The organism is Isoptericola halotolerans (genome assembly GCF_003003075.1).
Taxonomy (GTDB): Bacteria; Actinomycetota; Actinomycetes; order Actinomycetales; family Cellulomonadaceae; genus Isoptericola; species Isoptericola halotolerans_A.
Genome location: NZ_PVTX01000013.1, coordinates 67,397 through 91,844, shown reverse-complemented (window position 1 = coordinate 91,844; position 24,448 = coordinate 67,397). Strand labels below are relative to the sequence as shown.

At 72.0% G+C, this 24,448-nt stretch carries 23 protein-coding genes and 1 tRNA gene; 13 read left to right on the top strand and 11 right to left on the bottom strand.

Going from position 1 to position 24,448, the window contains the following annotated elements; genetic code table 11:
• Positions 1-46: 46 nt before the first annotated feature.
• Positions 47-2,794: a pyruvate dehydrogenase (acetyl-transferring), homodimeric type gene (gene aceE, locus BCL65_RS16510; RefSeq protein ID WP_106269612.1), complete on the bottom strand. Its 2,748-nt coding sequence runs from the start codon at positions 2,792-2,794 to the stop codon at positions 47-49.
• Between the two features lie 330 nt (positions 2,795-3,124).
• Between aceE and BCL65_RS16505 the strand changes: the two genes are divergently transcribed.
• The 7 genes from BCL65_RS16505 (at position 3,125) to BCL65_RS16475 (ending at position 7,080) form a co-directional block, all read left to right on the top strand.
• Complete coding sequence (locus tag BCL65_RS16505; protein ID WP_106269611.1) at positions 3,125-3,529, top strand: DUF3052 domain-containing protein; 405 nt, start codon at positions 3,125-3,127, stop codon at positions 3,527-3,529.
• Positions 3,530-3,536: 7 nt separating this feature from the next.
• On the top strand, positions 3,537-4,001 hold the full coding sequence (locus tag BCL65_RS16500; RefSeq protein ID WP_106269610.1) for a peroxiredoxin: 465 nt from the start codon (positions 3,537-3,539) through the stop codon (positions 3,999-4,001).
• Positions 4,002-4,106: 105 nt separating this feature from the next.
• A tRNA-Val gene (locus tag BCL65_RS16495) sits at positions 4,107-4,183 on the top strand.
• 421 nt (positions 4,184-4,604) lie between these two features.
• On the top strand, positions 4,605-4,886 hold the full coding sequence (locus tag BCL65_RS16490) for a dsRBD fold-containing protein (protein WP_106269609.1): 282 nt from the start codon (positions 4,605-4,607) through the stop codon (positions 4,884-4,886).
• A gap of 93 nt (positions 4,887-4,979) precedes the next feature.
• Complete coding sequence (locus BCL65_RS16485) at positions 4,980-5,594, top strand: hypothetical protein (RefSeq protein WP_106269608.1); 615 nt, start codon at positions 4,980-4,982, stop codon at positions 5,592-5,594.
• Positions 5,595-5,799: 205 nt separating this feature from the next.
• A complete protein-coding gene (locus tag BCL65_RS16480) occupies positions 5,800-6,279 on the top strand; it encodes a hypothetical protein (protein WP_243401121.1) in 480 nt (159 codons plus the stop codon).
• A gap of 192 nt (positions 6,280-6,471) precedes the next feature.
• Positions 6,472-7,080, top strand: a complete 609-nt coding sequence (locus BCL65_RS16475; RefSeq protein ID WP_106269606.1) for a CBS domain-containing protein — start codon at positions 6,472-6,474, stop codon at positions 7,078-7,080.
• Here the strand turns inward: BCL65_RS16475 and BCL65_RS16470 are convergent.
• Positions 7,070-7,999 carry a universal stress protein gene (locus BCL65_RS16470; RefSeq protein WP_243401122.1) on the bottom strand — a complete coding sequence of 310 codons (930 nt, stop codon included), beginning with the start codon at positions 7,997-7,999 and terminating at the stop codon, positions 7,070-7,072. The two genes, BCL65_RS16475 and BCL65_RS16470, sit on opposite strands and share 11 nt — an antisense overlap.
• Complete coding sequence (locus BCL65_RS16465) at positions 7,996-8,394, bottom strand: GyrI-like domain-containing protein (protein ID WP_106269605.1); 399 nt, start codon at positions 8,392-8,394, stop codon at positions 7,996-7,998. The genes BCL65_RS16470 and BCL65_RS16465 overlap by 4 nt, the downstream gene beginning before the upstream one ends.
• Before the next feature lie 285 nt (positions 8,395-8,679).
• Here BCL65_RS16465 and BCL65_RS16460 point away from each other — a divergent pair, with 285 nt between their 5' ends.
• Positions 8,680-9,336, top strand: coding sequence for a response regulator (locus BCL65_RS16460; protein ID WP_106269604.1), 657 nt, complete (start codon positions 8,680-8,682; stop codon positions 9,334-9,336).
• Positions 9,337-9,338: 2 nt separating this feature from the next.
• On the opposite strand, the gene BCL65_RS16455 is transcribed toward BCL65_RS16460, so the two are convergent.
• Positions 9,339-10,958 carry a GAF domain-containing sensor histidine kinase gene (locus tag BCL65_RS16455; RefSeq protein ID WP_165800052.1) on the bottom strand — a complete coding sequence of 540 codons (1,620 nt, stop codon included), beginning with the start codon at positions 10,956-10,958 and terminating at the stop codon, positions 9,339-9,341.
• Positions 10,959-11,041: 83 nt separating this feature from the next.
• Complete coding sequence (locus BCL65_RS16450; protein WP_165800053.1) at positions 11,042-11,947, bottom strand: universal stress protein; 906 nt, start codon at positions 11,945-11,947, stop codon at positions 11,042-11,044.
• A gap of 247 nt (positions 11,948-12,194) precedes the next feature.
• Between BCL65_RS16450 and BCL65_RS16445 the strand changes: the two genes are divergently transcribed.
• Positions 12,195-13,238: an alcohol dehydrogenase catalytic domain-containing protein gene (locus BCL65_RS16445; RefSeq protein ID WP_106269601.1), complete on the top strand. Its 1,044-nt coding sequence runs from the start codon at positions 12,195-12,197 to the stop codon at positions 13,236-13,238.
• A gap of 25 nt (positions 13,239-13,263) precedes the next feature.
• Here the strand turns inward: BCL65_RS16445 and BCL65_RS16440 are convergent, their stop codons facing one another.
• Positions 13,264-14,220, bottom strand: coding sequence for an Acg family FMN-binding oxidoreductase (locus BCL65_RS16440; protein WP_125206570.1), 957 nt, complete (start codon positions 14,218-14,220; stop codon positions 13,264-13,266).
• A gap of 326 nt (positions 14,221-14,546) precedes the next feature.
• Here BCL65_RS16440 and BCL65_RS16435 point away from each other — a divergent pair, with 326 nt between their 5' ends.
• Positions 14,547-15,536 (top strand): zinc-dependent alcohol dehydrogenase family protein, encoded by a 990-nt coding sequence (locus BCL65_RS16435; protein ID WP_106269600.1) that lies wholly within the window; start codon positions 14,547-14,549, stop codon positions 15,534-15,536.
• 32 nt (positions 15,537-15,568) lie between these two features.
• Here the strand turns inward: BCL65_RS16435 and BCL65_RS18480 are convergent, their stop codons facing one another.
• Complete coding sequence (locus tag BCL65_RS18480; protein ID WP_308701020.1) at positions 15,569-15,667, bottom strand: SHOCT domain-containing protein; 99 nt, start codon at positions 15,665-15,667, stop codon at positions 15,569-15,571.
• 212 nt (positions 15,668-15,879) lie between these two features.
• Positions 15,880-16,323: a DUF6325 family protein gene (locus tag BCL65_RS16425; protein WP_106269598.1), complete on the bottom strand. Its 444-nt coding sequence runs from the start codon at positions 16,321-16,323 to the stop codon at positions 15,880-15,882.
• A 160-nt stretch (positions 16,324-16,483) separates the two neighbouring features.
• On the opposite strand from BCL65_RS16425, the gene BCL65_RS16420 reads away from it, so the two are divergent.
• Positions 16,484-17,275: an adenylate cyclase gene (locus tag BCL65_RS16420; protein WP_106269597.1), complete on the top strand. Its 792-nt coding sequence runs from the start codon at positions 16,484-16,486 to the stop codon at positions 17,273-17,275.
• A gap of 14 nt (positions 17,276-17,289) precedes the next feature.
• Here BCL65_RS16420 and BCL65_RS16415 read toward each other — a convergent pair whose 3' ends face one another.
• Positions 17,290-18,912, bottom strand: coding sequence for an MFS transporter (locus BCL65_RS16415; protein WP_106269596.1), 1,623 nt, complete (start codon positions 18,910-18,912; stop codon positions 17,290-17,292).
• A 171-nt stretch (positions 18,913-19,083) separates the two neighbouring features.
• Between BCL65_RS16415 and BCL65_RS16410 the strand changes: the two genes are divergently transcribed.
• Positions 19,084-19,713 carry a hypothetical protein gene (locus tag BCL65_RS16410; protein ID WP_106269595.1) on the top strand — a complete coding sequence of 210 codons (630 nt, stop codon included), beginning with the start codon at positions 19,084-19,086 and terminating at the stop codon, positions 19,711-19,713.
• On the opposite strand, the gene BCL65_RS16405 is transcribed toward BCL65_RS16410, so the two are convergent.
• On the bottom strand, positions 19,686-22,352 hold the full coding sequence (locus BCL65_RS16405) for a LuxR C-terminal-related transcriptional regulator (protein WP_106269594.1): 2,667 nt from the start codon (positions 22,350-22,352) through the stop codon (positions 19,686-19,688). The genes BCL65_RS16410 and BCL65_RS16405 overlap by 28 nt on opposite strands.
• Positions 22,353-22,546: 194 nt before the next feature.
• Between BCL65_RS16405 and BCL65_RS16400 the strand changes: the two genes are divergently transcribed.
• Positions 22,547-23,914 (top strand): hypothetical protein, encoded by a 1,368-nt coding sequence (locus tag BCL65_RS16400; protein ID WP_106269593.1) that lies wholly within the window; start codon positions 22,547-22,549, stop codon positions 23,912-23,914.
• On the opposite strand, the gene BCL65_RS16395 is transcribed toward BCL65_RS16400, so the two are convergent.
• Positions 23,892-24,272 carry an SHOCT domain-containing protein gene (locus BCL65_RS16395; RefSeq protein ID WP_243401123.1) on the bottom strand — a complete coding sequence of 127 codons (381 nt, stop codon included), beginning with the start codon at positions 24,270-24,272 and terminating at the stop codon, positions 23,892-23,894. The genes BCL65_RS16400 and BCL65_RS16395 overlap by 23 nt on opposite strands.
• Positions 24,273-24,448 lie beyond the last annotated feature (176 nt).

Here is a 24,448-nt window from a genome sequence, read left to right as displayed (position 1 = left end):
CGCTCCGAGAGATCGGTGCGGGGGCCGTCGTGGTGCGGCAGGACGGTCAGCTGTCGCCGCCGACCGAGCCGGACGTGCCGGCCGTGACGTCGGTGAGCCGGTACTTCTCGACCGCCTGGGCGACGACCTCCCGAGGCACCTCGCCGCGACGGGCGAGCTGCTGCAGCGTCTTGACGACCATCGACGGACCGTCGATGAGGAAGTAGCGACGGGCCGCGGCGCGGGTGTCCGAGAAGCCGAAGCCGTCGGCACCGAGCACCGCGTAGTCGCCCGGGACCCAGGCCCGGATCTGGTCGGGGACCAGGTGGTCGTAGTCGCTCGACGCCACGAACGGACCGGAGGCGCCGGAGAGCTTCTGCGTCACGTACGGGACGCGCGGCTCGGACGCCGGGTCGATCAGGGCGTCCTTCTCCGCGGCGAGCGCGTCGCGGCGCAGCTCGTTCCAGCTGGTCACCGACCACACGTCGGCCGAGACGCCCCAGTCGTCACGCAGCAGCTGCTGCGCCTCGAGCGCCCACGGCACACCGACGCCGGACGCGAGGAGCTGAGCCTTGGGGCCCTCGCCACCCTCGACCGAGACACGGTGGATGCCGCGCAGGATGCCCTCGACGTCGACGTCGTCCGGCTCGGCGGGCTGGACCATCGGCTCGTTGTACACCGTGAGGTAGTACATGACGTTCTGGTCCCGGCCGTCGGTGCCGTCGCCGTACATCCGCTCGATGCCGTCCCGCACGATGTGCCGGATCTCGTAGCCGTACGCCGGGTCGTACTGCACCATCGCGGTGTTCGTCCCCGCCAGCAGCGGCGAGTGGCCGTCCGCGTGCTGCAGGCCCTCACCGGTCAGGGTGGTGCGTCCCGCCGTCGCGCCGATGATGAACCCGCGCGTCAGCTGGTCGCCGGCAGCCCAGAACTGGTCGCCGGTGCGCTGGAAGCCGAACATCGAGTAGAAGATGTAGAACGGCACCATGTGCTCGCCGTGCGTGGCGTACGAGGTGCCGACCGCCTGGAAGGCGGCCGCGGAACCGGCCTCGTTGATGCCGGTGTGCATGATCTGCCCGGACTCGGACTCCTTGTAGCTCAGCATGAGCTCGCGGTCCACGGCGAGGTAGTTCTGGCCGACGGTGTTGAAGATCTTCGCGCTGGGGAAGATCGCGTCGAGCCCGAACGTGCGTGCCTCGTCGGGGATGATCGGCACGATGCGCGGGCCGAGCTCCTTGTCCTTGATGAGGTCCTTGAGCAGGCGCACGAACGCCATGGTCGAGGCGACCTCCTGCGTGCCCGAGCCCTTCTTCAGCAGCTCGTAGGTCTTCGCCTCGGGCAGCGTGACCGGCTTGGCCTTCGCGCGACGCTCGGGGACGAAACCGCCGAGCTGACGGCGGCGCTCCAGCATGTACTGCACCGCGTCGTCGTCCATGCCCGGGTGGTAGTACGGCGGCAGGTTCGGCTCGGCGTCGATCTGCTCGTCCGACAGGGGGATGTGCAGCGAGTCGCGCAGCACCTTGAGGTCGGTGTTCTTGACCTTCTTCATCTGGTGCGTGGCGTTGCGGCCGGCGAACCCGGAACCCAGCGCGTAGCCCTTGACGGTCTGCGCGAGGATGACGGTCGGCTGGCCGGTGTGCGCCCGCGCCGCGGCGTAGGCGGCGTAGATCTTGCGGTAGTCGTGACCGCCGCGCTTCATGTTCCAGATGTCGTCGTCGGTCATGTTCTCGACGAGAGCCTTGGTCCGCGGGTCGCGGCCGAAGAAGTGCTCGCGGATGAACGCGCCCGACTCGGCCCGGTAGGTCTGGAAGTCGCCGTCCGGCGTGGAGTTCATGAGGTTGACCAGGGCGCGGTCCTTGTCCGCGTTGAGCAGTGCGTCCCACTCGCGGCCCCAGACGACCTTGATGACGTTCCAGCCGGCGCCGCGGAACTGCGCCTCCAGCTCCTGCATGATCTTGCCGTTGCCACGCACCGGGCCGTCGAGGCGCTGCAGGTTGCAGTTGACCACGAACGTCAGGTTGTCGAGGCCCTGGTGCGCAGCGTGCTGGATCAGCCCGCGCGACTCCGGCTCGTCCATCTCGCCGTCGCCGAGGAACGCCCAGACGTCCTGCTGGCTCGTGTCCTTGATCCCGCGGTTGTGCAGGTACTTGTTGGTCCACGCCTGGTAGATGGCCGAGGCCGGGCCGAGGCCCATGGAGACCGTCGGGAACTCCCAGAAGTCCTGCATGAGGCGCGGGTGGGGGTACGAGGGCAGGCCGCCGCCGGGGTGCGACTTCTCCTGGCGGAACCCGTCGAGCTGGTCGGCGCTGAGGCGGCCCTCGAGGAAGGCGCGGGCGTACATGCCGGGCGAGGAGTGGCCCTGGAAGTAGACCTGGTCGCCGCCGCCGGCGTGGTCCTTGCCGCGGAAGAAGTGGTTGAGGCCGACCTCGGTGAGGGTCGCGACGGAGGCGTAGGAGGAGATGTGACCACCGACGGACAGTCCGGGACGCTGTGCGCGGGTCACCATGACCGCGGCGTTCCAACGGTTCCAGGAGCGGTACTTGCGCTCCATGACCTCGTCGCCCGGGAAGTACGGCTCCTCGTGCACGCCGATGGTGTTGACGTACGGGGTCGCCACCGAGGTAGGGATCTGCACGCTGCGCTCACGAGCGCGACGCATCAGGTTGAGCATCACGTAGCGCGCCCGCGGGCCGCCCTTGTCGTCGATCAGCCCGTCCAGGGACTCCACCCACTCCGACGTCTCGGACGGGTCGATGTCCGGTACAGCGCTGAGCAGACCGTCGATCAGCGGTCCGGTCTCGTCGTACGAAGCCACCAGCAACCTCTCTCTTCTGCGGGCTGCCGCCATGGTCCGGCGACCGCTCGTGTCAGGCGTCCCGTACAGGATCGGCCGCGTCGCCGGGGTCGCGACGGCGCGGTCCACCCACGGGTGGTCACTACTCATTGTGTCCTGACTTTCTGCGCCCGGACACCAGGTGGCGGTCAAGAATCCGTGATCTACGTCATGGTGATGTGTCCGGACTCGGTCGAGGACGCCGGCAGGGGCGGTGGACCGGCGCGCATGAGGGCGCCGCGTGCACTACCTTGACGCTCACAGGCGCACCGCCGGGTGCGCCTGACGACGACGGAAGGAACGTAGGTCCACGTGGGACAGCAGGCGGAAAGCCCGGCCGAGCGATTCGGGTTCACCACCGGTCAGGTCGTGCAGGAGTTCGGGTGGGACGACGACGTCGACGAGCCTCTGCGCCAAGCGCTCGAGGGCATGGCCGGCGGCGAGCTCGTGGACGAGGACTACGGGGACGTCATCGACGGGGTCATCGTCTGGTGGCGCAAGGAGGACGGCGACCTGACCGACATGCTCGTCGACGTCCAGACCGCGCTCGACGACGGCGGGCAGGTCTGGCTCCTGACGCGCAAGCCGCGGCGAGAGGGCCACGTGGCTCACGAGGAGATCATGGAGGCCGCGACCACCGCCGGCCTCCACGCGACCAGCACGTTCGCCGCGGGCGACGACTGGTCCGCGACGCGACTGGCGCCGCGCGGTCGGTAGCCTCGGCATGAGCGGATCCGTCCCGCGCGCCGGCGATCCGGCACCGGACTTCACGCTGCCGGACACGCACGGCACGCCGACCCAGCTGGCAGACCTCCGGGGCCAGAGCGTCCTCCTGGTCTTCTTCCCCTTCGCCTTCTCCGGCACGTGCACCGCCGAGCTGAGCGAGCTGCGGGACACCGTCGAGGACTTCGAGGCGGCCGGGGTGCGCCTGCTGGCCGTCTCCACCGATCCGGTCTTCACCCTCAAGGCGTGGCAGGAGATCGAGGGCTTCGGTTTCGACCTGCTCAGCGACTTCTGGCCCCACGGGGCGGCAGCGAGCGCGTTCGGAGTCTTCGACGAGGAGTCCGGGCACGCGTTGCGAGGATCGTTCCTGGTCGACGCCGACGGGATCGTCCGCTGGTCCCTGGTCCGCCCGCGGGGCGCGCGTCGCGAGCTCGACGAGTACCGGGCAGCCCTCGCAGAGATCTGATCGGCTGCCCGTTGCGGGCACGCCTGCCCGCTTCGTCCCGCAGGCCCGCCGCGGGCCGGTATCCTTTCCTGCGCTGCCTGGGCCGCGTTCGCACGCGGCACGCCAGGGCCTGTAGCTCAGTTGGTCAGAGCGCCACGTTTACACCGTGGATGTCGGGGGTTCGAGTCCCTCCGGGCCCACCACCCTGATCTTGCGGCCCGATGACCTGCGCCAGACGTGGATCGCGACGCCATGCAGCGCCACAGCACCTGGCAAGTTGCCGCCTTGGTGCCCCTGCCCCTGCCCCTGCCCGTGCTCGTTCAGGGGACGGACGAAGGAGGGCGCTGAAGAGACGACGTCGGCCCGACTCTGGTGCATGACCGTTCGAGGACGATCGGGACATGCTTCGGCCCCTGCCATCGAGACGGCCTCGACGATGCGATGCGACGCCCTCTGCCGCAGCCTTCGACGGCGGGCGACAGGGCCGTTGGTCACCCACAGGCAGGACGCGCTCCTCCCTGCAGTACGGGCGGACGGCACTGTGCCCGTGCTGCCGCGAGCCGGACGATGGGGGCAAGGAGCCGACGCGCAGGGTCGTCGGCCCGCGCCACGAAGGAGACCGCCATGACGCACACCTGGAAGGCTGAGATCCAGCTCTTCGACGCTGACGACCCGGGGGCGGACGGTGTCGTCACGGCGGCGCACGCCTTCCTGACGACGTCGGCAGGCACGTCGGTCGAGGGACGCGGGTATGCCCGCCGCAGCCCGCGGGACGTCGGCGTGACCGAGATCGGCGAGGAGCTCGCCGTGAGCCGTGCCTTGCGTGACCTGGCCGACCGCCTCCTGAGCGCCACCGAGGACGACATCGCGGAGATCGAGCACCGCGACGTCCAGCTGCGGCGATAGCGCCTCGGAGCGGAGAGGGACGTGAGGCCACGCAGAAGGCAGCGACGTCGGCTCACCACGCTCCTCGTGGCGGTCGGAGCGGTTGGCCTCGGCATGCGCCTCCTGCACGCCCACCGGCACTGGGGTGCCGCCGTCGACGAGATCGCGCGACGCCTGCCTGGCGACGAGTTCGTCCCCGAACCGGCCGACTCCACGACGCTGGGAACCACGGTCGCGGCACCCGCGGCGACGGTCTGGTCGTGGCTCGTCCAGATCGGGCAGGACCGCGGGGGGATGTACAGCTACGACTGGGCCGAGAATCTGGTCGGTCTTGACATCCACAGCACGAACGAGGTGCGACCGCAGTGGCAGCACCTGTCGCCCGGTGACCGGATCGTCGTCGTGCCGGCGGGGTACACCGCCATGCCGGCCGGCTACGCGTTCCGCGTCGCACGGGTCGACCCGCCCCGCACGCTCGTGCTCCGGCAGAGCCCTCCGGAGCACCCTTGGAACGGTGTGTGGTCGTTCCACGTCCATCCTCGACCCGACGGGACCTGTCGGCTCCTGTCCCGCTCCCGTACCGAGGCACCGGACAGCCGCGTGCTGCGCCTCGCCACACGTCTCGGAGAGCCGGTGACCCTGGTGATGACCCGACGCATGCTCCGGGGGATTCGGGTGCGCGCCGAGCGGGCGAGCGCAGGAGACAGAGTTCTGGCTGCAGGCGGCTGACGGAGCCCGACGGAGAGTCTCGTGGTGAACCGCTCGTTCACCTCATCTGCGTGACGCGCGGTGCGTCGTCGTTTTCTAGCATCGACCGTGTGCTCGCCCGAGCACGACAGGCGGAGGTCCCGGATGCGACTCGACGAGTACGCGCGCACGATGCTGCCCGTCTCGCACCGGCCTGCCGACGCGATGGCGCGGCGGTAGGTGCGGCGTGCCGACGGGCGACCCGTACCAGCTCCAGCCCTCCTACCTTTACGGGCTGGTCGTCACCGGTTCCGTCCTCGCCGCAGTCCCCGACGACCTCGGGTTGCTGCGGGTCGCCGCTCTCGTGGTCGGGACTCTCCTCGTCTACTGGTCCGCGGAGACGTACGTCCACGTGATCGCCGCACGGACGCGGCTGCGGCGATCGCTGACCGCGCACGAGCGCCGGGAGATCGCCGTCGCCGGGCTACCGTTGGTGGCGGGGTGCGGGATTCCGGCGCTCGTTCTCCTGTCTGAGTCCGTGCTGCAGGTGGAGACGACGCTCGCGGTGGACGTCGCTCTCGTCGTCAACCTGGGGCTCCTGGTCGGGGTCGGCTGGCGCATGAGCACCGCGAGCGGTCTGACCGGTGCGCGGCGAATGGTCTCGACGTTGCTGGCAGGACTCCTGGGCGTGGCGATGATCGCCCTCAAGCTCTCGCTGCACCACTAGGTGCGATGCTCCGGCAGTGCTGCCGGCCGGTGCCGTCCCCGCCGGAGGTCCCGATGACGGCGCGCGGCGTCGCGCGGGTCCAAGGTCCCGCCCTCGCGGTGCCGGTGGACCCTGTCGCGACCCGGACCGCGCGAGCACGCTGGCCTCAGGACGAGCCCGCCCGGTCGTCCAGGAAGCCACAGGAGGATCGCCGTGCTGGCCGCCGACATCATGACCACCACCGTCGCCACCATCCGGCCGACGGCACGGGTCGAGGACGCGCTGCACGAGCTGGGCGAGCGGGGGATCACCGCGCTCCCCGTCGTCGACGACGACGGACGCCTGGTGGGGATCGTCAGCGAGGAGGACCTGCTGGCGGACGACATCGTCCCGGACCCACGATCGACGCTCCGGCGGGACCGGGAGGCTGCTACCGACGGGCCGGCAGCCGCCCGACGGGTCGCCGACGTCATGACGCGCCTGGTGATCACGGCGAGGCCGAACCAGGACGTCGCGAGGCTCGTCGGCACGATGCTCGCGCGCGGGATCCATTCCGTCCCGATCGTCATGGGCACGCGCGTGGTGGGGATGCTCAGCCGCAGCGACGTGGTCGACGCTCTGGCGCGCAGCGACGAGCGGATCGCGGCCGACGTCACGGGCCTGCTGCGCGGCGCCGGCCTCGAGCAGTGCAGGTGCGTGGTCCTCGGCGGTTCCGTGCGTCTTGCCGGTGGCTCCGCCGCCGACCTCCGGCTGGCGTTGGCGCTCGCACGGACCGTCGCGGGCGTGCGCTCGGTCATGGTGCACCCTGCGGTCAGCTCTTGAGGACCTCGCCGAACCGTTCGAGCACGAGCGGGGCGTGCTGCGGGACGCCGGTCATCGGGACGACCTCGACGGGAGTGCCCCGGTGCCCGAGAACCGCCCGGATCGTGGGGCCGAGGCGCCCCAGGTGCTCGACGTCGCGCCGGTGGCGGGCGAGCAGCAGGACGTCCGCGCGGACCGCGGCGTCGACGAGCGCCTGCGCTGCTCGTCCGGGTACCACCGAGATCTCGACCTCGACGTCGGGAAAGCTGTCACGCCAGTCGGCGACCGTCGACTCGAGCAGGCGCGTGGCATCCAAGACCCACTCACCGGCCAGAGCCCGCTCCTCGTCCACGGCCGCGTAGGCGTCGGGGACTCTCCACACGTGCATGACCTGCAGCAGCGCGTGGCGAGCGGCAGCCAGGGGGAACGCGTAGGACAGCACCTCTCCGGCGGCAGGCTCGAGGCCCACGAGGACGCGATCGCGTGCCGTGGGCTCCCAGTCCTCGTCGACGACGGCCACCGGCACCGAGGCCCGTGCGGCGACGCCGGCCGTGGTCGAACCGCCGAGCACGCGCTCGGTGCCGTGTCGGGTCTCGCGGCCGAGCACGACCAGGCTGCCCCGCGCCCCGGCAGCCGGTATCTCCACGACGCGCCGCCCCTCCCGCAGCACACCGTCCACGGCGAGGTCCGGTGCGAGCGAGCGGGTCTGGTCGACCACCTCGTCGAGAATCCTTCCTGCCACCTCGACGAGTGCGTCGGTCGGGATGCCCATGGACGGCATCGAACCGCCGACGGGCAGTGCTCGGGGCGCGACGTGCACGACCTGCAGGTCGGTCCCGCGACGCCGTGCCTCGTGGATCGCATACTTGATGGCGCCGGTGCTGCGCTGCGTCCCGTCCACGGCGACGACGACGGGTGCTGCGCGGGCTGCGGCGTTCACGGCGCCGCCCCTCCCAGGCCACTCGGCGGTCGAGCAGGCTCGATCTCTGGCCCGGTGACGGCGACGACGACGCGGGTGCGCCAGGTGGCGGGGCGAGGGTCCGAATCAGGCCCCGACTCGTAGAGCTCCCACGACTGTCCCAGCGGATGGAGGCGGACGTCGACGGCACCGTCGACAGGAAATCCGACCTCGACGTCGAAGCTGTCGCCCGGGCGGTCCCGGTATCGACCGTAGGGCGGTCCTGCCGGTTGGACGCCGAGCCGGTCCAGCAGCCCGGCGACACGGGGGATGAGGGTCGCGAACACCTCCGAGAGGTCTTCCGGGCGGGCGATCCGGCGGACACCGACGGTCGCCTGCCCGGGCTGGTCGATCAGCCTGATCTCACTGTCGTCCACCGTCGTGTCCTCTCCGCGTCGACGCTCGCGTCCATCGGGCGGGATCGTCCTGCCGTCGGCGTCCCGATCGGACCGAGACCTCCACCGTGGCAGGCGCAGCAGCCGGACGACAGGGTCGTTGGTCACGTCTGGACGGGACGCAGTTCCCGATGTGGTCCGGTCCGACGCCCCTGCGCCGGGCTCGCCGCTGCGGCGGACGACCGACCCACCGGAGCCGACGAGGTTCGGCCGAGCGGTGACGTCGCACCGATGGTGACCCGGCCGCCACCGGGGTAGAAACGACCCATGGAGCACGTGCGGGTCTACCTCCTCGACGACCACGAGCTGGTGCGCCGTGGCCTGCAGGGACTCTTCGACGCCGAGGAGGGCTTCGAGGTCGTCGGGGGATCGGGCTCGGCGGTCGAGGCGATCCGGGACATCCCGCGGTGCCGGCCGGACGTGGCGCTCCTCGACGTGCGTCTCCAGGACGGCTCCGGCATCGCGGTCTGCCGCGAGCTGCAGGGCTCGATGCCCGAGCTGCGCACGTTGATGCTCACGTCCTACGACGACGACGAGGCGTTGTTCTCGGCGATCATGGCCGGTGCGTCCGGCTACCTGCTCAAGGTGATCACCGGTTCGGACGTGGTCGACGCGGTGCGCCGGGTCGCAGCGGGACAGTCGCTGATCGACCCGGTCCTGACGTCCCGGGTGCTCGAGCGGCTGCGCGCGGGACCTGCGGAGGCGCCCGCCCTGGCCTCGTTGAGCGAGCAGGAGCACAAGGTCCTGGTGCTCATCGCCGAAGGCCTGACGAACCGCCAGATCGGTGGCCAGATGTTCCTGTCGGAGAAGACCGTGAAGAACTACGTCTCGAACGTCCTCACCAAGCTCGGCCTGGAGTCGAGGACGCAGGCCGCGGTCCTGGCGACGAGGCTCCTCGGAACCTCCGACCACGACCGTGGCTGACGCTAGTCCGCGGCGTCTGTGGTTTCCGGGGGACCGGTCGCCATCGGTACCCGCCAGGTCAGCACGCTACCGTGCGGGTCGCGCCGGGTGATCTCGAGCGACCCGCCGCGTTCCGCGGCGCGTTCGGCGAGGTTGACGAGACCGCTGCGAGCGGCGCTGGGGTCGAAGCCGACGCCGTCGTCGGTGACGGTGCAGGTCAGGTCGCCGGGAGCGGCGCAGATCCTCACCTGGACGGAGTGTGCGGCCGCATGCCGTGCGATGTTGGACAGTCCCTCTCGCAGGACCGCGATGACGTGATGGTGCAACGCCTGGTCGACCAGGGTGTCGACCGGGCCGTCGATCTGCAGCACCGGGGTGTGCTCCAGGACGTGGGCATACTCGGAGACGAGGGCCCGGACCTTCGCCCGCAGGGAGTGCTGGCTCCGGTCGGGTGGCTGGAGGTCGATGACCGACTGCCGAACCTCCCGGATCGTCGCGTCGAGGTCGTCGGAGACGGCCTTCAGCAGGTCCTGGACCACGGGTGGCGACTGTCGGGCTGCCGCGGTGAGCTGCAGGCCGAGGGCGAACAGCCGCTGCGTCACGCCGTCGTGCAGGTCGCGTGCGATGCGGTTGCGTTCCGCGAGGACCGCGATCTCCTCCTGCACCGCGCGCGTGTGGCGTCGTTCGAGGACGAGCGACGCATGGCTGGCGAAGCTGGTGACGAACTCCGACTCCTCGCTGAGATTCTGTGCGAACTCGCGCCGCGGGAGCACGATGACGAGCGCTCCGCGGGCGACCATGTCGATCGACAGCCGGGTCATGACGGCCATGCCGTCATCAGGGAGCTCGGCCCACCGTGTCTCGCTGCTCGCCATCGCGAGCATGAGTGCCGGGCGGAGCTCGGCCAGCGTGCGCCGGGGGTCGTGATCCAGGTCGCCGACCGCCGCGCGGACGGCGAACCCACCCGACGTGCCGGGCGTCGCGTCGGGCGCGATCGCGAGCGAGGTCCGCCCGCCCGAGGCCTGCAGCGCGGCCCGGAGAACGACGTCGAGCGCCTCGTCCGTCCCGCCGGCGCGCAGCACGGCCGAGGGCGTGGCCGCCGTCGCCTCGAACCAGCGTGCCCGGCGCTCCGCGATCATCAGGAGCCGTGCGTGGTCGATGGCCAGCCCGGCCAGCCCGGCGAGCGCGCTGACATTGTTCTCGTCGTCCCGGGTGAACACCGGCCCGGTCTTCTTGTCGGTGAGGTACAGGTTGCCGAAGACGCGGCCCCGCACCCTGACCGGTACACCGAGGAACGTCGTCATCGGCGGGTGCCCGGGAGGGAACCCCGCGGACGAGGGGTGGTTCGTCAGGTCGCCGAGGCGCAGCGCCTCCTCATGGGCGATCAGGTGACCGAGCAGGCCTCGGCCGGTGGGCAGGTGATCGATCCCGGTCCGCACCTCGTCGCTGATTCCTTCGGTGACGAACTCGACGAGATGGCGGCGGGAGCGACCGATCACGCCGAGCGCCCCGTAGCGCGCCCCGGACAGGTCGCAGGCTGCGCGCACGACGCCGTGCAGGAGGTCGCGTAGGTCGAACTCGGAGGAGACGCCGCTCACGGCGTGCAGGATGGCGTCCTGCACCTCGGCCGACGCCTTCTCCATCATGCGAGCGTAGGTCGGGCCCGGTCGCCAGGCATGTTCTGGTCCCGCCGAGACGCTCGAGCCGAGGGGACCGCCGCTCGACCTCAGGATGCCCGGTGCCGGCGCGCAGGGACGACCTCGACCGGGCACGGTGCGTGCTGCAGGACGGCCCGGGTGACGGCGCCGAGCACAGCCGCGACCATGCGGGCACCCGGGCCGCCGTGCCCGTGCCTGCCCAGGACCATGAGGTCTGCACCCGCGGAGCGGCGCACCAGGGTGTCGGCCACCTCCGCGTACTCCAGGTGGGTCTCGACGGTCAGCCCGGGGTGCGCTCGGGCGGCCTCCTCGACCAGGCCGTCGATGATGGCGTGCGTCTGCTTCCCCCACTCCTCCTGCACCGACCACTCGTCGACGAGGTAGCTGTAGAACGGGTTCAGACGCCAGCAGTGCAGGACTTCCAGGGTCGCCGAACGCTGGGCGGCGGCGGAGGACGCCTGTGCCAGGACGTGTGCGGAGCCGGGCGATCCGTCGATCGCGGCGACGACCCGGTGCCGTGGCGTCTCCAGGTCGGTCTCGAGCGGCACGCTGACCACCGGGCAGTCCGCGCGGGCGGCGACGCCGAAGGTGGTGCTGCCGGTGAACACCCGCTCGACGAGCGAGAGTGAGCGGTGGCCCAGCACCACCAGCCGGGCTTGGTCGCTCGCGGCGGCGAGCAGATCCACCGCGGGGCCGAGCGCCACCTCGAGCCGTACGCCGACCGCCCCGTCCGAGGCCTCTTCGACGAGGTCGCGGGCATCGACCAGGAGCTGGCGGCCGACGTCGAGCAGCGAGTCTCCCGCGATGAGGGGCAGCATCGGGCCGATCGGCACGACCTCGTGGATCGCGCAGACGAGCGACAGCGAGCAGTGGTCGCGGCGAGCCTGCTGCACCGCGAACTCGAGGGCGCGAGCGGCCTCCGGCGATCCGTCGACGCCGACGACGATCGGCAGGTCCGAGCTGATGTCGGTCATGTGCAGCCCCTGGCATGGTCGTGGTCGGTCTGCTCCCATGATTCTCCTGGTCGGGCGGACGCGGCAGAGCCATGCGCCGCGTCGGGTCCGGGCCGTTGGTCCCCAGCGCCCGCCCACCGGCGTGGCCGGGCGCCCGGTTCCGTGTGACCAAGGGCCCGCCGTACCGGGGCCTTGTGGTCCTGTCGGGCTGCGCGGCGCACGTGCTGGAGTGGGCTTCCGGTGCGTGACGCAGACACAGGAGGCGGTCATGAAGGCGTTGGTCTTCGAAGGTCCAGGGCGACGGACCTGGCGCGAGGTGCCCGACCCGGTCGTGGAAGCCCCGCAGGACGCCGTCGTCCGGATCGACACGGTCACGATCTGCGGCACCGACCTCCACATCCTCAAGGGCGACGTGCCGACCGTCGACCCGGGGCGTGTCCTGGGGCACGAGGCGGTCGGGACGGTGACCGAGGTGGGCTCGGGGCTGAGCACCCTGAAGGTCGGGGACCGCGTGCTCGTGTCGTGCATCACGTCGTGCGGTCGCTGCCAGTACTGCCGCACGGGCCGGTACGGCCAGTGCCTGGGCGGCGGGGGATGGATCCTCGGGCACCGCATCGACGGCACCCAGGCGCAGCTGTGCCGGGTGCCGTTCGCCGAGACGTCGACCCACCTGCTGGACGACGCCGTCTCGGACGAGCAGGCGCTGATGCTCGCCGACATCCTGCCCACCGCGTACGAGGTCGGGGTGCTCGCAGGGAACGTCCGTCCGGGCAACAGCGTCGTCGTCGTGGGCGCCGGCCCGATCGGTCTCGCCGCAGTGCTCACCGCCCGGCTGTTCAGTCCGGCCGTGCTGGCGGTCGTGGATCTCTCGACCGATCGGCAGGCCGTCGCTCTGCGGGCCGGGGCCACCCACGCGCTGGACCCCGGTCGCAGCCTGCTCGACCAGGTCCGGGAGCTCACCGGCGGCCTCGGCGCCGACGTCGCCATCGAGGCCGTCGGTACGCCGGGCACGTTCGAGACCTGCGTCGAGATCGTCCGCCCCGGCGGGCACGTCGCCAACGTCGGCGTGCACGGTGCACCCGCGACCCTGCACCTCGAACGTGACTGGATCCGCGACCTGACCATCACCACCGGCCTCGTGGACACGGCCACCACGCCCGCGCTGCTGAACATGGTCGCCAGCGGTCAGCTCGACGTCGCCACGCTCGTCACCCATCGCTTCGACCTCGGGGCCATCGAGGAGGCGTACGAGGTCTTCTCGGACGCCGGCAGGACCGGTGCCATGAAGGTCGCCCTGTCCGCCGGCGCGTGATCGACGGAACCACGCTCCCGGGCCGTCAGCCGCGGGGAGCCACGGACCCGTCGACGCTCCGACGAAGCGTGTGCCTTGGCGACCTGCCGTAACCGAGACGCATGAGCATCTGCGGATGTGCATCCAGCGAGAGGACCTGCCGCAGATCGTGACGAGTGGTGGGGTTCTCCAGCACGGTCGTCGCGAACGACGCCCGGACGAAGTAGGTGGTGGCCACCAGCAGCAGCCGTTCGAGAGCCTGGCCCGAGGCGATCCAGTCGCGTGGGGAGTCACCTGCGCTCAGGAGCACCGCCATCGTCGACCGTTGCTCGAACCGCGCGTTGCCCGCGCTGGCGAGGAACCGGCGCACCAGTGCACGGTCGTCGAACGTCCAGGGCCCGAGCATCTCCTGCGGGATGCCGTCGGGACGCCCCGGTGCCACCGCCGTCCATGCTTTCTCCTCGGTGCGGGCCACGGCGTCCTCCGCGGCCAGGGCCTCGGCGCGGCGTACCAGGGACATCACCCGCCCGCGCACCGGTTCGGAGGGCTGGATCAGCCGGAGCACCGCTCCTTCCTGGTGCGCGGCGCGCTGGATGACCTCGAGGACGTCGGCGTCCAGCGGCTGGTCGTCGAACGGGCTGCGCGTCGTGACGCGGCGAGTGATCGCCACCGCCAGCTCGAGCTCGTCCACCTCGGGCTCCAGGCCCGGGTGGAGCTCGATCCGGGCGACGGCCCACCGGTCGTCGGGATCGGGGAGCACGGTGACGGCAGGCTCCAGCGACTCGCGCCGGGAGGCCGTCCGGGCGTTGAGCAGGAACGCGCCACAGCTGATGAACAGCTCACGGCCCAGCGGGTCCGAGTGGCGCAGCTGCCGCGACGGGTCGCCGCGCAGCGTGATGCAGTTGCCCCGCACGCTCACCTGCCACGGCTGGGTGTTGTGCACGCTGGGCGCACGCCCGGCCGCCCGGAGGATCCGCTCGATCCGTGCGTCGAGGATCTCCATGGCGGTGTCTCCGTCCGTGCAGCGGACCGTGGGCGGGAAGCAGCTGGTGTGGCGCCACCAGGAGCGGTGGCGCCACCACCACAGGAGACCAGCGGTCGGCCTGGGTGCGATAGGGCAGGACGGCCCCCGCCGACCGGGTCCATCGGCCCCCGGGCTGCCGGGCATGACAAGGGCCGCCCCGTGGGCTCTCCACCCACGGGATCTCGCAGTCGCCACCGTGGGACCTTCGCCTCTGGTCGTCGGCAGGGCACACCGCGAGGGTGACATGGGGGGCACCCACGGTGGCACGGGGCGACGGTCGTGACGGGCACGGGAGGCAGGCGCGGATGAAGGCGTGGACGACGGGCGACGCATCAGGCGCTCTCGTGCGCCGCGACGTCGAGAAGCCGTGGCCTGGACCGGACGAGGTTCTCGTCCGCGTCGAGGCGTGCGGTGCATGCCGCACCGACCTGCACGTCGTGGACCGCGACCTGCCGGTCCACCGCCCGCGCGTCGTCCCGGGCCATCAGGTCGTGGGAACGGTCGAGGTGGCGGGCCCGGCCGTGCGTCGCCTCGTCCCCGGCGACCGCGTCGGCGTCGCCTGGCTGCGAGCCACCTGTGGGGCGTGCCGGTGGTGCCGGGAGGGGCGCGAGAACCTGTGCCCCGACTCCGAGTACACGGGATGGGACGCCGACGGCGGGTTCGCCGAGTACACCACCGTGCCGGAGGCCTACGCGTACCGGCTGCCGCGGAGCCTCGAGCCGGTCACCACCGCGCCGCTGCTGTGCGCCGGCATCATCGGCTTCCGGGCGCTGGCCCGCGCGAACCTGCCACCCGGCGGCCTGCTGGGCATCTACGGGTTCGGCTCGAGCGGGCACGTCACGGCGCAGATCGCCGTGGCCCAGGGTGCGCGCCTGTGGGTGATGACCCGCGGCGAGGGCAACCGAGACCTCGCTCGTCGCACGGGTGCGGAGTTCGTCGGCGGCGGTGCGGACCGCCCACCGGGAAAGGTCGACGCGGCGATCGTCTTCGCGCCGGCCGGTGAGCTGGTGCCCTACGCGCTCCAGGCGACCACGCGTGGTGGCACGGTGGTGCTGGCCGGGATCCACATGAGCGACGTGCCCACGATGGCGTACGAGGAGAACCTGTTCTACGAACGCGACCTCCGCACCGTGACGGCGAACACCCGTGCGGACGGGGCGGCTCTCCTGCGGCTCGCGACCACCCTGGGGATCACCCCGACCGTGACGACCTACACGTTCGAGCACGCCGACCGCGCTCTCGAGGCGCTCCGGTCAGGTGGCGCGTCCGGGTCGCTCGTCGTCGCGACGGGCTGAGGCGCCCGGTGGTCCCCTCCGGCGGCGGGCCGTCAGCCGGCGAGCAACCGCGCCTTCTGCGCGGCGAACTCGGCGTCGGTGAGGACACCGTTGTCACGCAGCTGACCGAGCCGCTCCAGCTGTGCGATCACGTCCGATCCTCCGGCGGCCACCGGTGCGGGGGCCGCCTGCGGTGGTGGTGGGGCGTACTGCGGCTGTGGCGGCGCCGTGTCCTCCTGCGCAGCCCATCGGCCGGCCTGTCGCCGGGACACACGGTTCGACACCGCCGTCGCCGTGCCCGCGACCACTGCTGTGCGAGCCATCCCGCGGATCAGTCCCATCTCGTCCTCCTCCGTAGCGCTGGTCAGGCCGGTCGCGGCGACTCGAGGGCGTCGAGCGCGCTGACGACGTCGTCGGCCGGGATCCGGCCGCTCGCGACGACCTCGGCACCGGCCTCGCGCATGGCCGTCACGAACGGTCCGGCCCAGGTGTTCTCGTAGACGAGCAGGGCGACGGCGTTGCCGGGTGCCACGAGTGCAGCCCCCTCGGCGAGGTCGTCGTCGTCGAGGAGCCCGGATCGTGCGCCCTCAAAGACGACGAGGTCGAGCTCTCCGTCGTCGTCGAGATCGCTGAGGGTGATCCCGACGACGTCTCCGGCGTCCGTCACCTTCGCGACGCGGAGGTCGAGGATCCGGATGATCCCGCGTTCGACCAGGTCCAGCAGCGCCATCAGGCCCTTGCCCTGGAGCTTCGCGCCAGGGAACTCCACGGCGAGGTAGTCGATGGGTCCTACGTCTTGCGCAGTCATCGGTGGTCCTCCAGGTACGACGGTCGGGCGGCTGTGCCCCCGTCCGGGAGCGTCGCACCGTCGAGGGTGGCTGCGCGCCACCCCCCGGGGGGTGGCGCGCAGCCACCCGGTCCCGCGCGAAGATCGGCCCAGGCGTCCCTTCCCGACCACCGGAGCGACCATGGCGACCTCTCCTGCCGTCCCCACATACGACGTGGAGCAGCTCGCCGACCTGCTGGTGCTCCTGCCCGACGTCGACTCCGTCGAGCTCAAGCTGACCGTGCCCGACGACCGCCTGCGCTCGGTCGTCCAGACGCTGGGCATCGACCCGCTCGACGCCGTCGTGCGGCAGGTCGCCTTCGTCGACACGCCGGACCTGCGACTCTCCGAGGGGGGTGTCGTGGTGCGTGCGCGTCGGACGCAGCGCAAGCCGGGGGACGTCACGGTGAAGCTGCGGCCGATGCTGCCGGCGGACGCGCCGCCGGAGCTCCGCGACCACGACGGCTTCAAGGTCGAGCTGGACGCGTCGCCGCAGGGCTACACCTGCTCCTGCTCGCTCACGGCCTCGGTTCCCGACGGCAGGGTCAGGAAGCTCCTGGCCGGTACGCGCACGCTGGACGAGCTGCTGGACGGTACCCAGCGGAAGCTGCTCATCGAGCGGATGCCGGACGGCGTCGGCATGGCTGACCTCACCGTCCTCGGACCGGTGAACCTGCTCAAGTGCCGTTTCACGCCGGCGGGCCACGGACGACGGCTCGTCGCCGAGCTCTGGGTGCTGCCCGACGGTTCCCGGATCCTCGAGCTGTCGACCAAGGCGACACCCGACGCGGCGTTCCAGGTCGCCGCCGAGACCAAGGTGCTCCTCGCGAGCAAGGGCGTCGACCTGGGCGCTCCCCAGGAGACCAAGACACGGTCGGCGCTCGCGGCACTGGTCGCGGAGCGGGACGCCACGGGGGAGCGGCACCGGGCGTAGCGCTCCGGGGCCGGCTAGCGTGCGGTTCGTCGACTCCCGGCCGGCTGGGTCGGCAGGAGTCGGGTCAGCGCGACGGCCACCCCGGCGAGCAGCGCCAGCACGGCGAGGCTCACACGCAGGCCGTCGATCCGTGCCGACGCGTTCGCCTCCATCACGGCGTCGACCTGCTCCTCGGGGAGCCCGGCGTCGGTGAGCCCCGACTCGAGCTGCACGTCGGACAGGAAGGGGACCCCGGCGGCGAGCTGCACCGTGGCGGTCGCCGCGAGCTCGTCGGGCACGGCGGGGTTGTCGTCGATGCCGGCCAGGAAGCTGGTGGTGAGCGCGCCGATCAGCACCGATCCTGCCAGCGCCGTGCCGAGCGACGCGCCGAGGTTGGTCGACGTGTTCTGCAGACCGCCGACCTCACCGCTCAGCCGGTCGGGGACGGCCGAGACCGTGACGGCGCCGAGCTGGGAGGACAGGGCCCCCACGCCGAGGCCCGCGAGCAGCAGGGGCACCGAGACGATCTCCGGACCGGCCCCGATCTCCAGCGCCACGACGAGCGCGAGGATCCCGGCCAGCAGCGCGAGGAGCCCGGCGGTGACCACGCGTCGCGGAGAAGCACGTGGCCACAGCTTCGGGACGGCGATCGCGGCGAGCAGCAGGGTCACGGACAGGGGTAGCAGCCGGACCCCGGTCTCGAACGCGCTGAGCCCCAGGGCGACCGAGAGGTAGAGCGGGATCGTGAAGAACAACCCGGCCTGGAGCAGGAACTGGAAGAGGAACATGACGAGGCCGCCGACCAGACGGGCGTCGTGCAGCAGGGTGACGTCCACGAGCGGCTCCTGGCCACGCCCGACCCGGCGCGCCTGCCACCAGAAGAACACCCGGATCACCAGCAGGCCGGCGATGATCAGCCACAGCGTCGCGGAGAGGCCCCCGATGGCGGGAGCGTCAGGCTTGGCGCGGATCCATCCCCACTCGCTCGACCGGAGCACGCCGAACACGGCCGCCCCGAGGCCCAGGGCCGAGAGCACGACCCCCACCAGGTCGATCCGTGACCGTGCGGCGGGCGCCGCGTCCTGGACCTTGCGCGACAGAGCGAGGATCGCTACGACGACCACCACCTCACCGGCGAACACCCACCGCCAGGTCCAGTACGTGGTCACCGCCCCGCCCACCAAGGGCCCCACCGCGACCGCGATGGCGCCCGCGGAGGCGACGAGCCCGTAGGCACGGGGCCGTCCGTCCGGCGCGAAGTTGGAGGCGACGAGGGCGACGATGGCGGGCATGATGAGCGCGGCACCGAGACCTTCGAGCACCGACCACCCCAGGATCAGCACGCCCAGGTTGGGCGCCAGGGCGGTCGTCAGGGAGCCGGCCCCGTAGACGACGCAGCCGATGGAGAAGGCCCGGCGTCGGCCGATCATCGTGCCGATCTTGCCGCCGGTGATCATCATCGTGGCCATGACCAGCGTGTAGAGGGTGATCGCGGTCTGCACCCCGGTCACGGTGGTTCCCACGTCCTCGGCGACCTGGGCGATCGAGACGTTCATGACCGAGCTGTCCAGCGTCATGAGGAACTGACCTGACCCGAGCGTGAGCAGCACGATCCCCGCGGCCCCGGCCGCACGCGTCGTCGTGGGCTCCGTCGGCATCGCGTCCGTCCTCTCGAGCCCCGATCAGGGGGCTCCTCGACCACCGTGCTCAGAGCCTCCCCCCGGAGGGGGTGGTCGGGCACCATCCGTCGCGGGGTGGTGCGGGCCCACCCGTACCCCGGGCAGCATCGTCGGAGCGGGTGCGTCGCACCGCGGTGAAGGAGGTGTGCCATGGCCGACGGGCCTCATGGAGGTGCGATCGTCGGGCATGTCGATGCCGATCTGCTGGAGTACCTCCTGGTCGTCGTTCCCGCGGTGGAGCGTGTCGCGGACGTCGCTGTGGCCTTGGCGGAGCTGGTACGGTCGGAGACGATCCGGCTGATCGACGTGGTGCTGCTGCACCGAGCCAGGGGCCAGACGGCGGTGGCCGTGAGCGGGGGTCTCGATGCACCGGAGATCGCTCCTCTCGCCAGGAGCGCCGTACGGTCCGTGCGGCTCAGCGCGCACGACGTCGCCCTGGCGGCCGTGGTGGTGGAGCCGGACGTCAGCGCGCTCCTGCTCCTCGTCGAGGACCGGTGGGCGGGGTCGTTGTCGGCCGCGGCGCGCGAGGCCGGAGGCCGACTCCTCTGCGGCGAACGGGTCGGTCGAGACCGGTACGGGGCTGCCGTCGACCGGGCCGTCGACGGCGTCGACCGTCGCTGGATCCCGGACCTGCTGGTCCGCGGCCCCGCGAGCGGTGCGGACCCGGAGCTCGCCGTCGACCCGGCAGCGCAGCTGCACGCCCTCGCCGAGCTCGTGGACCGTGGCGTGCTGACGCTCCAGCAGTACGAGCTTCAGCGCCGCCGCGTGCTCGACGGCTGACCGCGGCGGGGGAGGCTCGCCAGCGTGCGCGCCACGGCGCTTGCCTCGGCGCGCGAACCGCAGTCGAGCTCGCGGTAGATGGTCTTCAGGTGGAACTTCAGCGTGTTCACGGAGATGTACAGCTCGTCGGCGATCTCCCGGAGGGTCAGCCGGCTCGGCAGCATGCGCAGGATCCCGATCTGGCGCTCGGTCAACGCCCTGGCTCGCTCGACGGCCGACGTGACCGACACGGTCGTCCCGTGCGCGGGGATGCGCCGGAGCCGGTCCAGCCAGGTCTGCGGCACGTGCCAGGAGAGTCGCTCGATCGACTCGACGACGTCGGGCCCCTCGGAGGCGACGGTCTGCACCAGCCCGTGCGAGGAAGCCCGGTCCACCGCTCGCAGCAGGTGGGCCTGGGCCGCTGCGGGGCTCGCGCCGGCCCGGCTCAGCAGGAGGTCGCGGACCACCTGGTGCCGGGTGCAGCGAGGCTCGACGTCGCGCAGCACGTCGGGGACCGCTCGGACGTCGCCCTCGGCAAGGAGGATCCACGACGTCGTCACGCCCGCCCAGAACGGGTCCTCGACCTGCAGGCCCCACTGCCGCGCCTCGTCGAGATGCCCTCCAGCGAGCGCGAGGAGCACCCCCGTCCTGGCCAGCCAGGAACGGCCTGCGGGTCCGCTGCACGCGGTCTCCGTGAGGCGGACGGCCTGGCCGAAGGCCCGTCCGGCCGCGTCGAGGTCCCCGCTGCCGAGAGACGAGCTCGCGAGCTCCAGACAGGCCAGGAGCCGGCAGTGCGGCACCGGTGCGCAGTCGGCTGCCGCCAGCCGTCGCAGCATCGGGAGCGCCACGGTCGTGTCGCCGATCTCACGAAGGGCCACGGCCTCGGCGGTCAGCAGCTCGGCACGGAGCACGGTGAGGTTCGACGCGTCGGAGGCGGTCCGTGTCCCGGCGACGAGCCGCAGGGCGTCGACGGGGTGCCCGGCGAGGGCGTCCCCCAGGGCCCGGGTGCCCTCGAGGGCGGCACGGCGCTCCGGGTCCGCGTTGATCGCGAACACCACCTTGCGCACCTCGGTGCTCGAGTCGTCCCACCGTTCCGCGAGGGCGATCTCCCGCGCGACCAGGTTCCAGCCGTACCTGACGACCGGGTCCAGCAGCCACGGGTCGCCGATCGTCGCGAGAGCCGCTCTGGCGAGCCGGGCCCCGTCTCGCCAGTCACCGCGGAGGCCGGCGACGACGGCCCGCAGCATGTCCAGGCGGGCACGAAGGGCCGGGTCGAGGCCGGAGCGGACGTCCGTCCATCGGTCGAGGTCGTCGACGGTCTGGACGAAGAGGTCGGGGTCGACGTGCAGACGGCACCAGGCGAGGTCGACGGCAGCGGCGAGGTCCGAGGTGGTCACCCGCTGGGGCATCGCGGCGAGCGTGTGCCGGATGGTGGCCTGGTGCCCGCTGTCGAAGAGCTGGGGCGCGCAGGCCGCGAGGAGCCGGAGCGCGTCGCGATGGTCGTCGGCGCGGAGCAGGTGATCGAGGGCGACCGTCGGCTGCCCGTCGCCTTCGAACCACCGGGCAGCGGTGCGGTGCAGCTCGCGGAGCCGCCCGGGCGACCGGCGGCGCAGGAGGGCGACGAGCGTCTCCCGGACGGCGGGGTGCAGCTCGTAGGTGCCCGACGGCTCGGCCCGGGTGAGGAAGAGCCCGCGCTCCTCGGCGACCGACAACAGGTCCGGCGCGTCGTCGCGTCCCGTGAGCACACGCGCCAGGCCCGGCCCTGCGTGCTCGACGACCGCGACCGAGACCAGCGCCTCCACCACGTCGGCACGCTCGCCGTGCAGCACCTCGCGCGAGACGTAGTCCTCCAGGTACCGGGCGCCGACGTCCGGATCCGCCGTGCCGAGGGACGAGCGGTCGGTCGCGCGTGCCGCCAGTCCTGCGAGCTGGACGCCGGTGGCCCAGCCTGCGGCATGCCGTGCGGTCTCCTGCAGCAGGCCGGCCGGCATCGTGGGGGCGAGCCGCGAGAGCATCTCGACCGCCTCGTCGTCCGAGAACCTCAGCTCGGGTTGTCCGGCCTCGCCGAGCAGACCTCGCGCCCGGAGCCGGTCGACCGGGAGCGGCGGTGTGCAGCGGCTCGCGATGACCAGGTGCAACCAGGGGGGAAGGTGCTCGACGAACGACGTCAGGGAGGCGGTCAGACGCTGCTGGTCCACGACCTCGAGACCGTCGAGCAGGAGCACGCGCGGACCGTAGGGTCGTGCCTCGAGGTCGTCGAGGAGCACCGACACGGCGTCGAGCAACGTCCGCCGCTGCATCAGCCCAGCCGCGGGCTCCGTGCAGCCGGGCGCGATGCCCTCGAGGGCAGCGAGCACACCCCACCAGAGCTGCACGGGGTCGTGGTCGGACTCGTCGACGGACAACCACCCGTGCGGCAGGTGCGTCCGACCGGCCCAGTCCCGCAGGAGCGACGTCTTGCCGTATCCGGCCGGTGCGACCACCAGGGCGAGCGGGGACTGCACCGCGGCGTCGAACCGCCGGACGAGGTGCGGTCGCGACACCAGGCGCGTCGGGTTGGCACCGGGCCGCAGCTTCGCCTGGCAGACGTGGCCCGGTGTGCCGGCGGACGGGGCAGCACCGACGCCGACCGCTGCTTCGGGCTCGCGCTCACGATCCATCGGGACTCCGCCCACGCTGTTCTGAAAGACTAGCCCGCCGCCGCCGGGACGAGCGGCTGGACCTGCGCCGTGCGTTCACCTGTTCTGGGTGATGTGACGGGTCGACCGCGTCGGTAGCGTCGGGGTGGCCCGAGCCGGAGGTCCCCGACGTCCGGCGAGCACCGTCGGGCGTGCCGAGCCACGAAGGAGCGGTCATGGGACCGACGACCAGCGGGCCACCCATCGTTCCCACCGACGTCGAGGCGCGCCTCGTGGAGCTGGAACGCGAGAACGCCGAGCTTCGTCGACGTCTCCAGCAGGTGCCGGAGCCCGCCGGCGTCGGTCCGCGGACGGACGGGCCGCGGACGACCCACCGGTGGCGCAGCTCGGCAGCCGTCGTCCTCGTCCTGCTGGGCACGCTGCTGGCACCCGTGGGCGTGGTCGCGGCCTGGGCGAAGGCCGAGCTGACGGACACGGACCGGTACGTCGCCACGGTGGCGCCGCTCGCGAGCGACCCGGTCGTGCAGTCGGCCGTGGCCGGCCGGCTGACGGCGGCCGTGATGTCGCGGATCGAGGTCGGCGAGCTGCTCGACGAGGTCGTGGCGGGCCTGGAGGAGGCCGAGGTGGCGCCCCGGGCCGTGACTGCTCTCGGTGCTCTCGAGGCGCCGTTGACGAGTGGTGTCGAGTCCTTCGTGCGCAGCGCTGCCGACCGTGTGGTGACCAGTGAGGCGTTCGTCTCGGCATGGGAGCAGGCGAACCGAGTGGCCCACGCCGAGCTGGTCGCCGTGATGGAGGGTGAAGGCGGCGAGCTGCTCCAGGTGGGCCAGGACGGCCAGCTCACGATCCAGCTCGCGGGCATGATCGAGCTGCTGAAGGAGCGACTCGTCGAGCGCGGGCTCGGTGTCGCGGCGAACATCCCCACCGTGGACGTGAGCTTCACGATCATGCAGACGACGCAGCTCGTCGAGGTCCAGAACCGATATGCGCAGCTCGTCACGGTGGGCACCTGGCTGCCGTGGGTCGCGCTGGGGCTGTTGGCGGCCGGTGTCCTGGTGTCCACGCACCGGATGCGTACCCTCCTGGTCGCCGGACTCGCGCTGACGGCGGCCATGGTGGCGCTCGGCATCGCCCTCGCGATCGCGCGCGGACTGTATCTCCAGGCCCTCAGCGGTGAGGTCCTGCGTCTCGACGCCGCGGAGCTCGTCTTCGACCAGGTCGCGACGTTCCTGCGAGCCACGGTGCGCACCGTCGGCGTGCTCGGGCTGGTCGTCGCGCTGGCGGCGTACCTGGGTGGAGGGAGCGCCTCGGCACGCAGCCTCCGGGCCGGTGCCGCGCGGAGCCTCGGCCGGGTCCGAACCTGGGGGGAGTCGCGGGGCTGGTCGACGGGGCCGGTGGGCCAGTGGGTGGGCGAGCACCGCGGTTTCGCGCGCGGCGTCGTGATCGGGCTCGCCGCGCTGGTCCTGCTGCTGGCGGCGGACCCGACGGCGGGCCTGGTCATCGGCACCGCCGTCGCCGCCGGCATCCTCGTCACGCTCGTGGAACTCGTGGCGCGGGCCCCCGTCAGTCCAGCGCCTTCCGCTTGAGGGCGGCGAACTCCTCGTCGCTGATGACCCCGGCGTCGTAGAGGCCCTTGGCCTCGGTGATCTGCGAGGCGGCCGTGGAGCCCCCGGCGGTGGCGCGGATGTACGCGTCCGTCTCGGCTCGGGCGGCGCTCATCCTGGCCGACTGGCGCTCGGCCATGCCACGGCCGCGGGCGATGAGATAGACCAGCGCGGACAGGAAGGGCACGACGATCAGGGCTACCAGCCACAGCGCCTTCCACCAGCCGCTCAGGTCGCGGTCGCGGAACAGGTCAGCGATGACGTGGAACAGCACGATGAGGTACATGACGAACGCGAACCACCAGAGCATGAGCCAGAACCAGTCCCAGAAGCTGTCCACGGGATCGCCCTCCTTCGCCGCAAGGGGCCGTGACCGTCGCGGCCCTGACCGCAGGTTGCCTCGCGAGCCGCGGTGCGTCGTCATGCAGATCGTGTGAAACGCCGGCGACAGCCGGGGTTCACGCGATCAGGGGGATGCGGCGCGCCCCGATGGTCCGCCTGAATGGAGGTCCAGGT

What these genes read in the sequence shown, in the direction of transcription:
- BCL65_RS16435 (WP_106269600.1), top strand. Translation starts at nt 14,547, where the DNA reads ATGAAGGCGTGGACGACGGGCGACGCATCAGGCGCTCTCGTGCGCCGC.
- BCL65_RS16450 (WP_165800053.1), bottom strand. Translation starts at nt 11,947, where the DNA reads ATGACCGACATCAGCTCGGACCTGCCGATCGTCGTCGGCGTCGACGGA.
- BCL65_RS16490 (WP_106269609.1), top strand. Translation starts at nt 4,605, where the DNA reads ATGACGCACACCTGGAAGGCTGAGATCCAGCTCTTCGACGCTGACGAC.
- BCL65_RS16415 (WP_106269596.1), bottom strand. Translation starts at nt 18,912, where the DNA reads ATGCCGACGGAGCCCACGACGACGCGTGCGGCCGGGGCCGCGGGGATC.
- BCL65_RS16425 (WP_106269598.1), bottom strand. Translation starts at nt 16,323, where the DNA reads ATGACTGCGCAAGACGTAGGACCCATCGACTACCTCGCCGTGGAGTTC.
- BCL65_RS16400 (WP_106269593.1), top strand. Translation starts at nt 22,547, where the DNA reads ATGGGACCGACGACCAGCGGGCCACCCATCGTTCCCACCGACGTCGAG.
- BCL65_RS16500 (WP_106269610.1), top strand. Translation starts at nt 3,537, where the DNA reads ATGAGCGGATCCGTCCCGCGCGCCGGCGATCCGGCACCGGACTTCACG.
- BCL65_RS16455 (WP_165800052.1), bottom strand. Translation starts at nt 10,958, where the DNA reads ATGGAGAAGGCGTCGGCCGAGGTGCAGGACGCCATCCTGCACGCCGTG.
- BCL65_RS16405 (WP_106269594.1), bottom strand. Translation starts at nt 22,352, where the DNA reads ATGGATCGTGAGCGCGAGCCCGAAGCAGCGGTCGGCGTCGGTGCTGCC.
- BCL65_RS16420 (WP_106269597.1), top strand. Translation starts at nt 16,484, where the DNA reads ATGGCGACCTCTCCTGCCGTCCCCACATACGACGTGGAGCAGCTCGCC.
- BCL65_RS16445 (WP_106269601.1), top strand. Translation starts at nt 12,195, where the DNA reads ATGAAGGCGTTGGTCTTCGAAGGTCCAGGGCGACGGACCTGGCGCGAG.
- BCL65_RS16485 (WP_106269608.1), top strand. Translation starts at nt 4,980, where the DNA reads ATGCGCCTCCTGCACGCCCACCGGCACTGGGGTGCCGCCGTCGACGAG.
- BCL65_RS16440 (WP_125206570.1), bottom strand. Translation starts at nt 14,220, where the DNA reads ATGGAGATCCTCGACGCACGGATCGAGCGGATCCTCCGGGCGGCCGGG.
- BCL65_RS16410 (WP_106269595.1), top strand. Translation starts at nt 19,084, where the DNA reads ATGGCCGACGGGCCTCATGGAGGTGCGATCGTCGGGCATGTCGATGCC.
- BCL65_RS16460 (WP_106269604.1), top strand. Translation starts at nt 8,680, where the DNA reads ATGGAGCACGTGCGGGTCTACCTCCTCGACGACCACGAGCTGGTGCGC.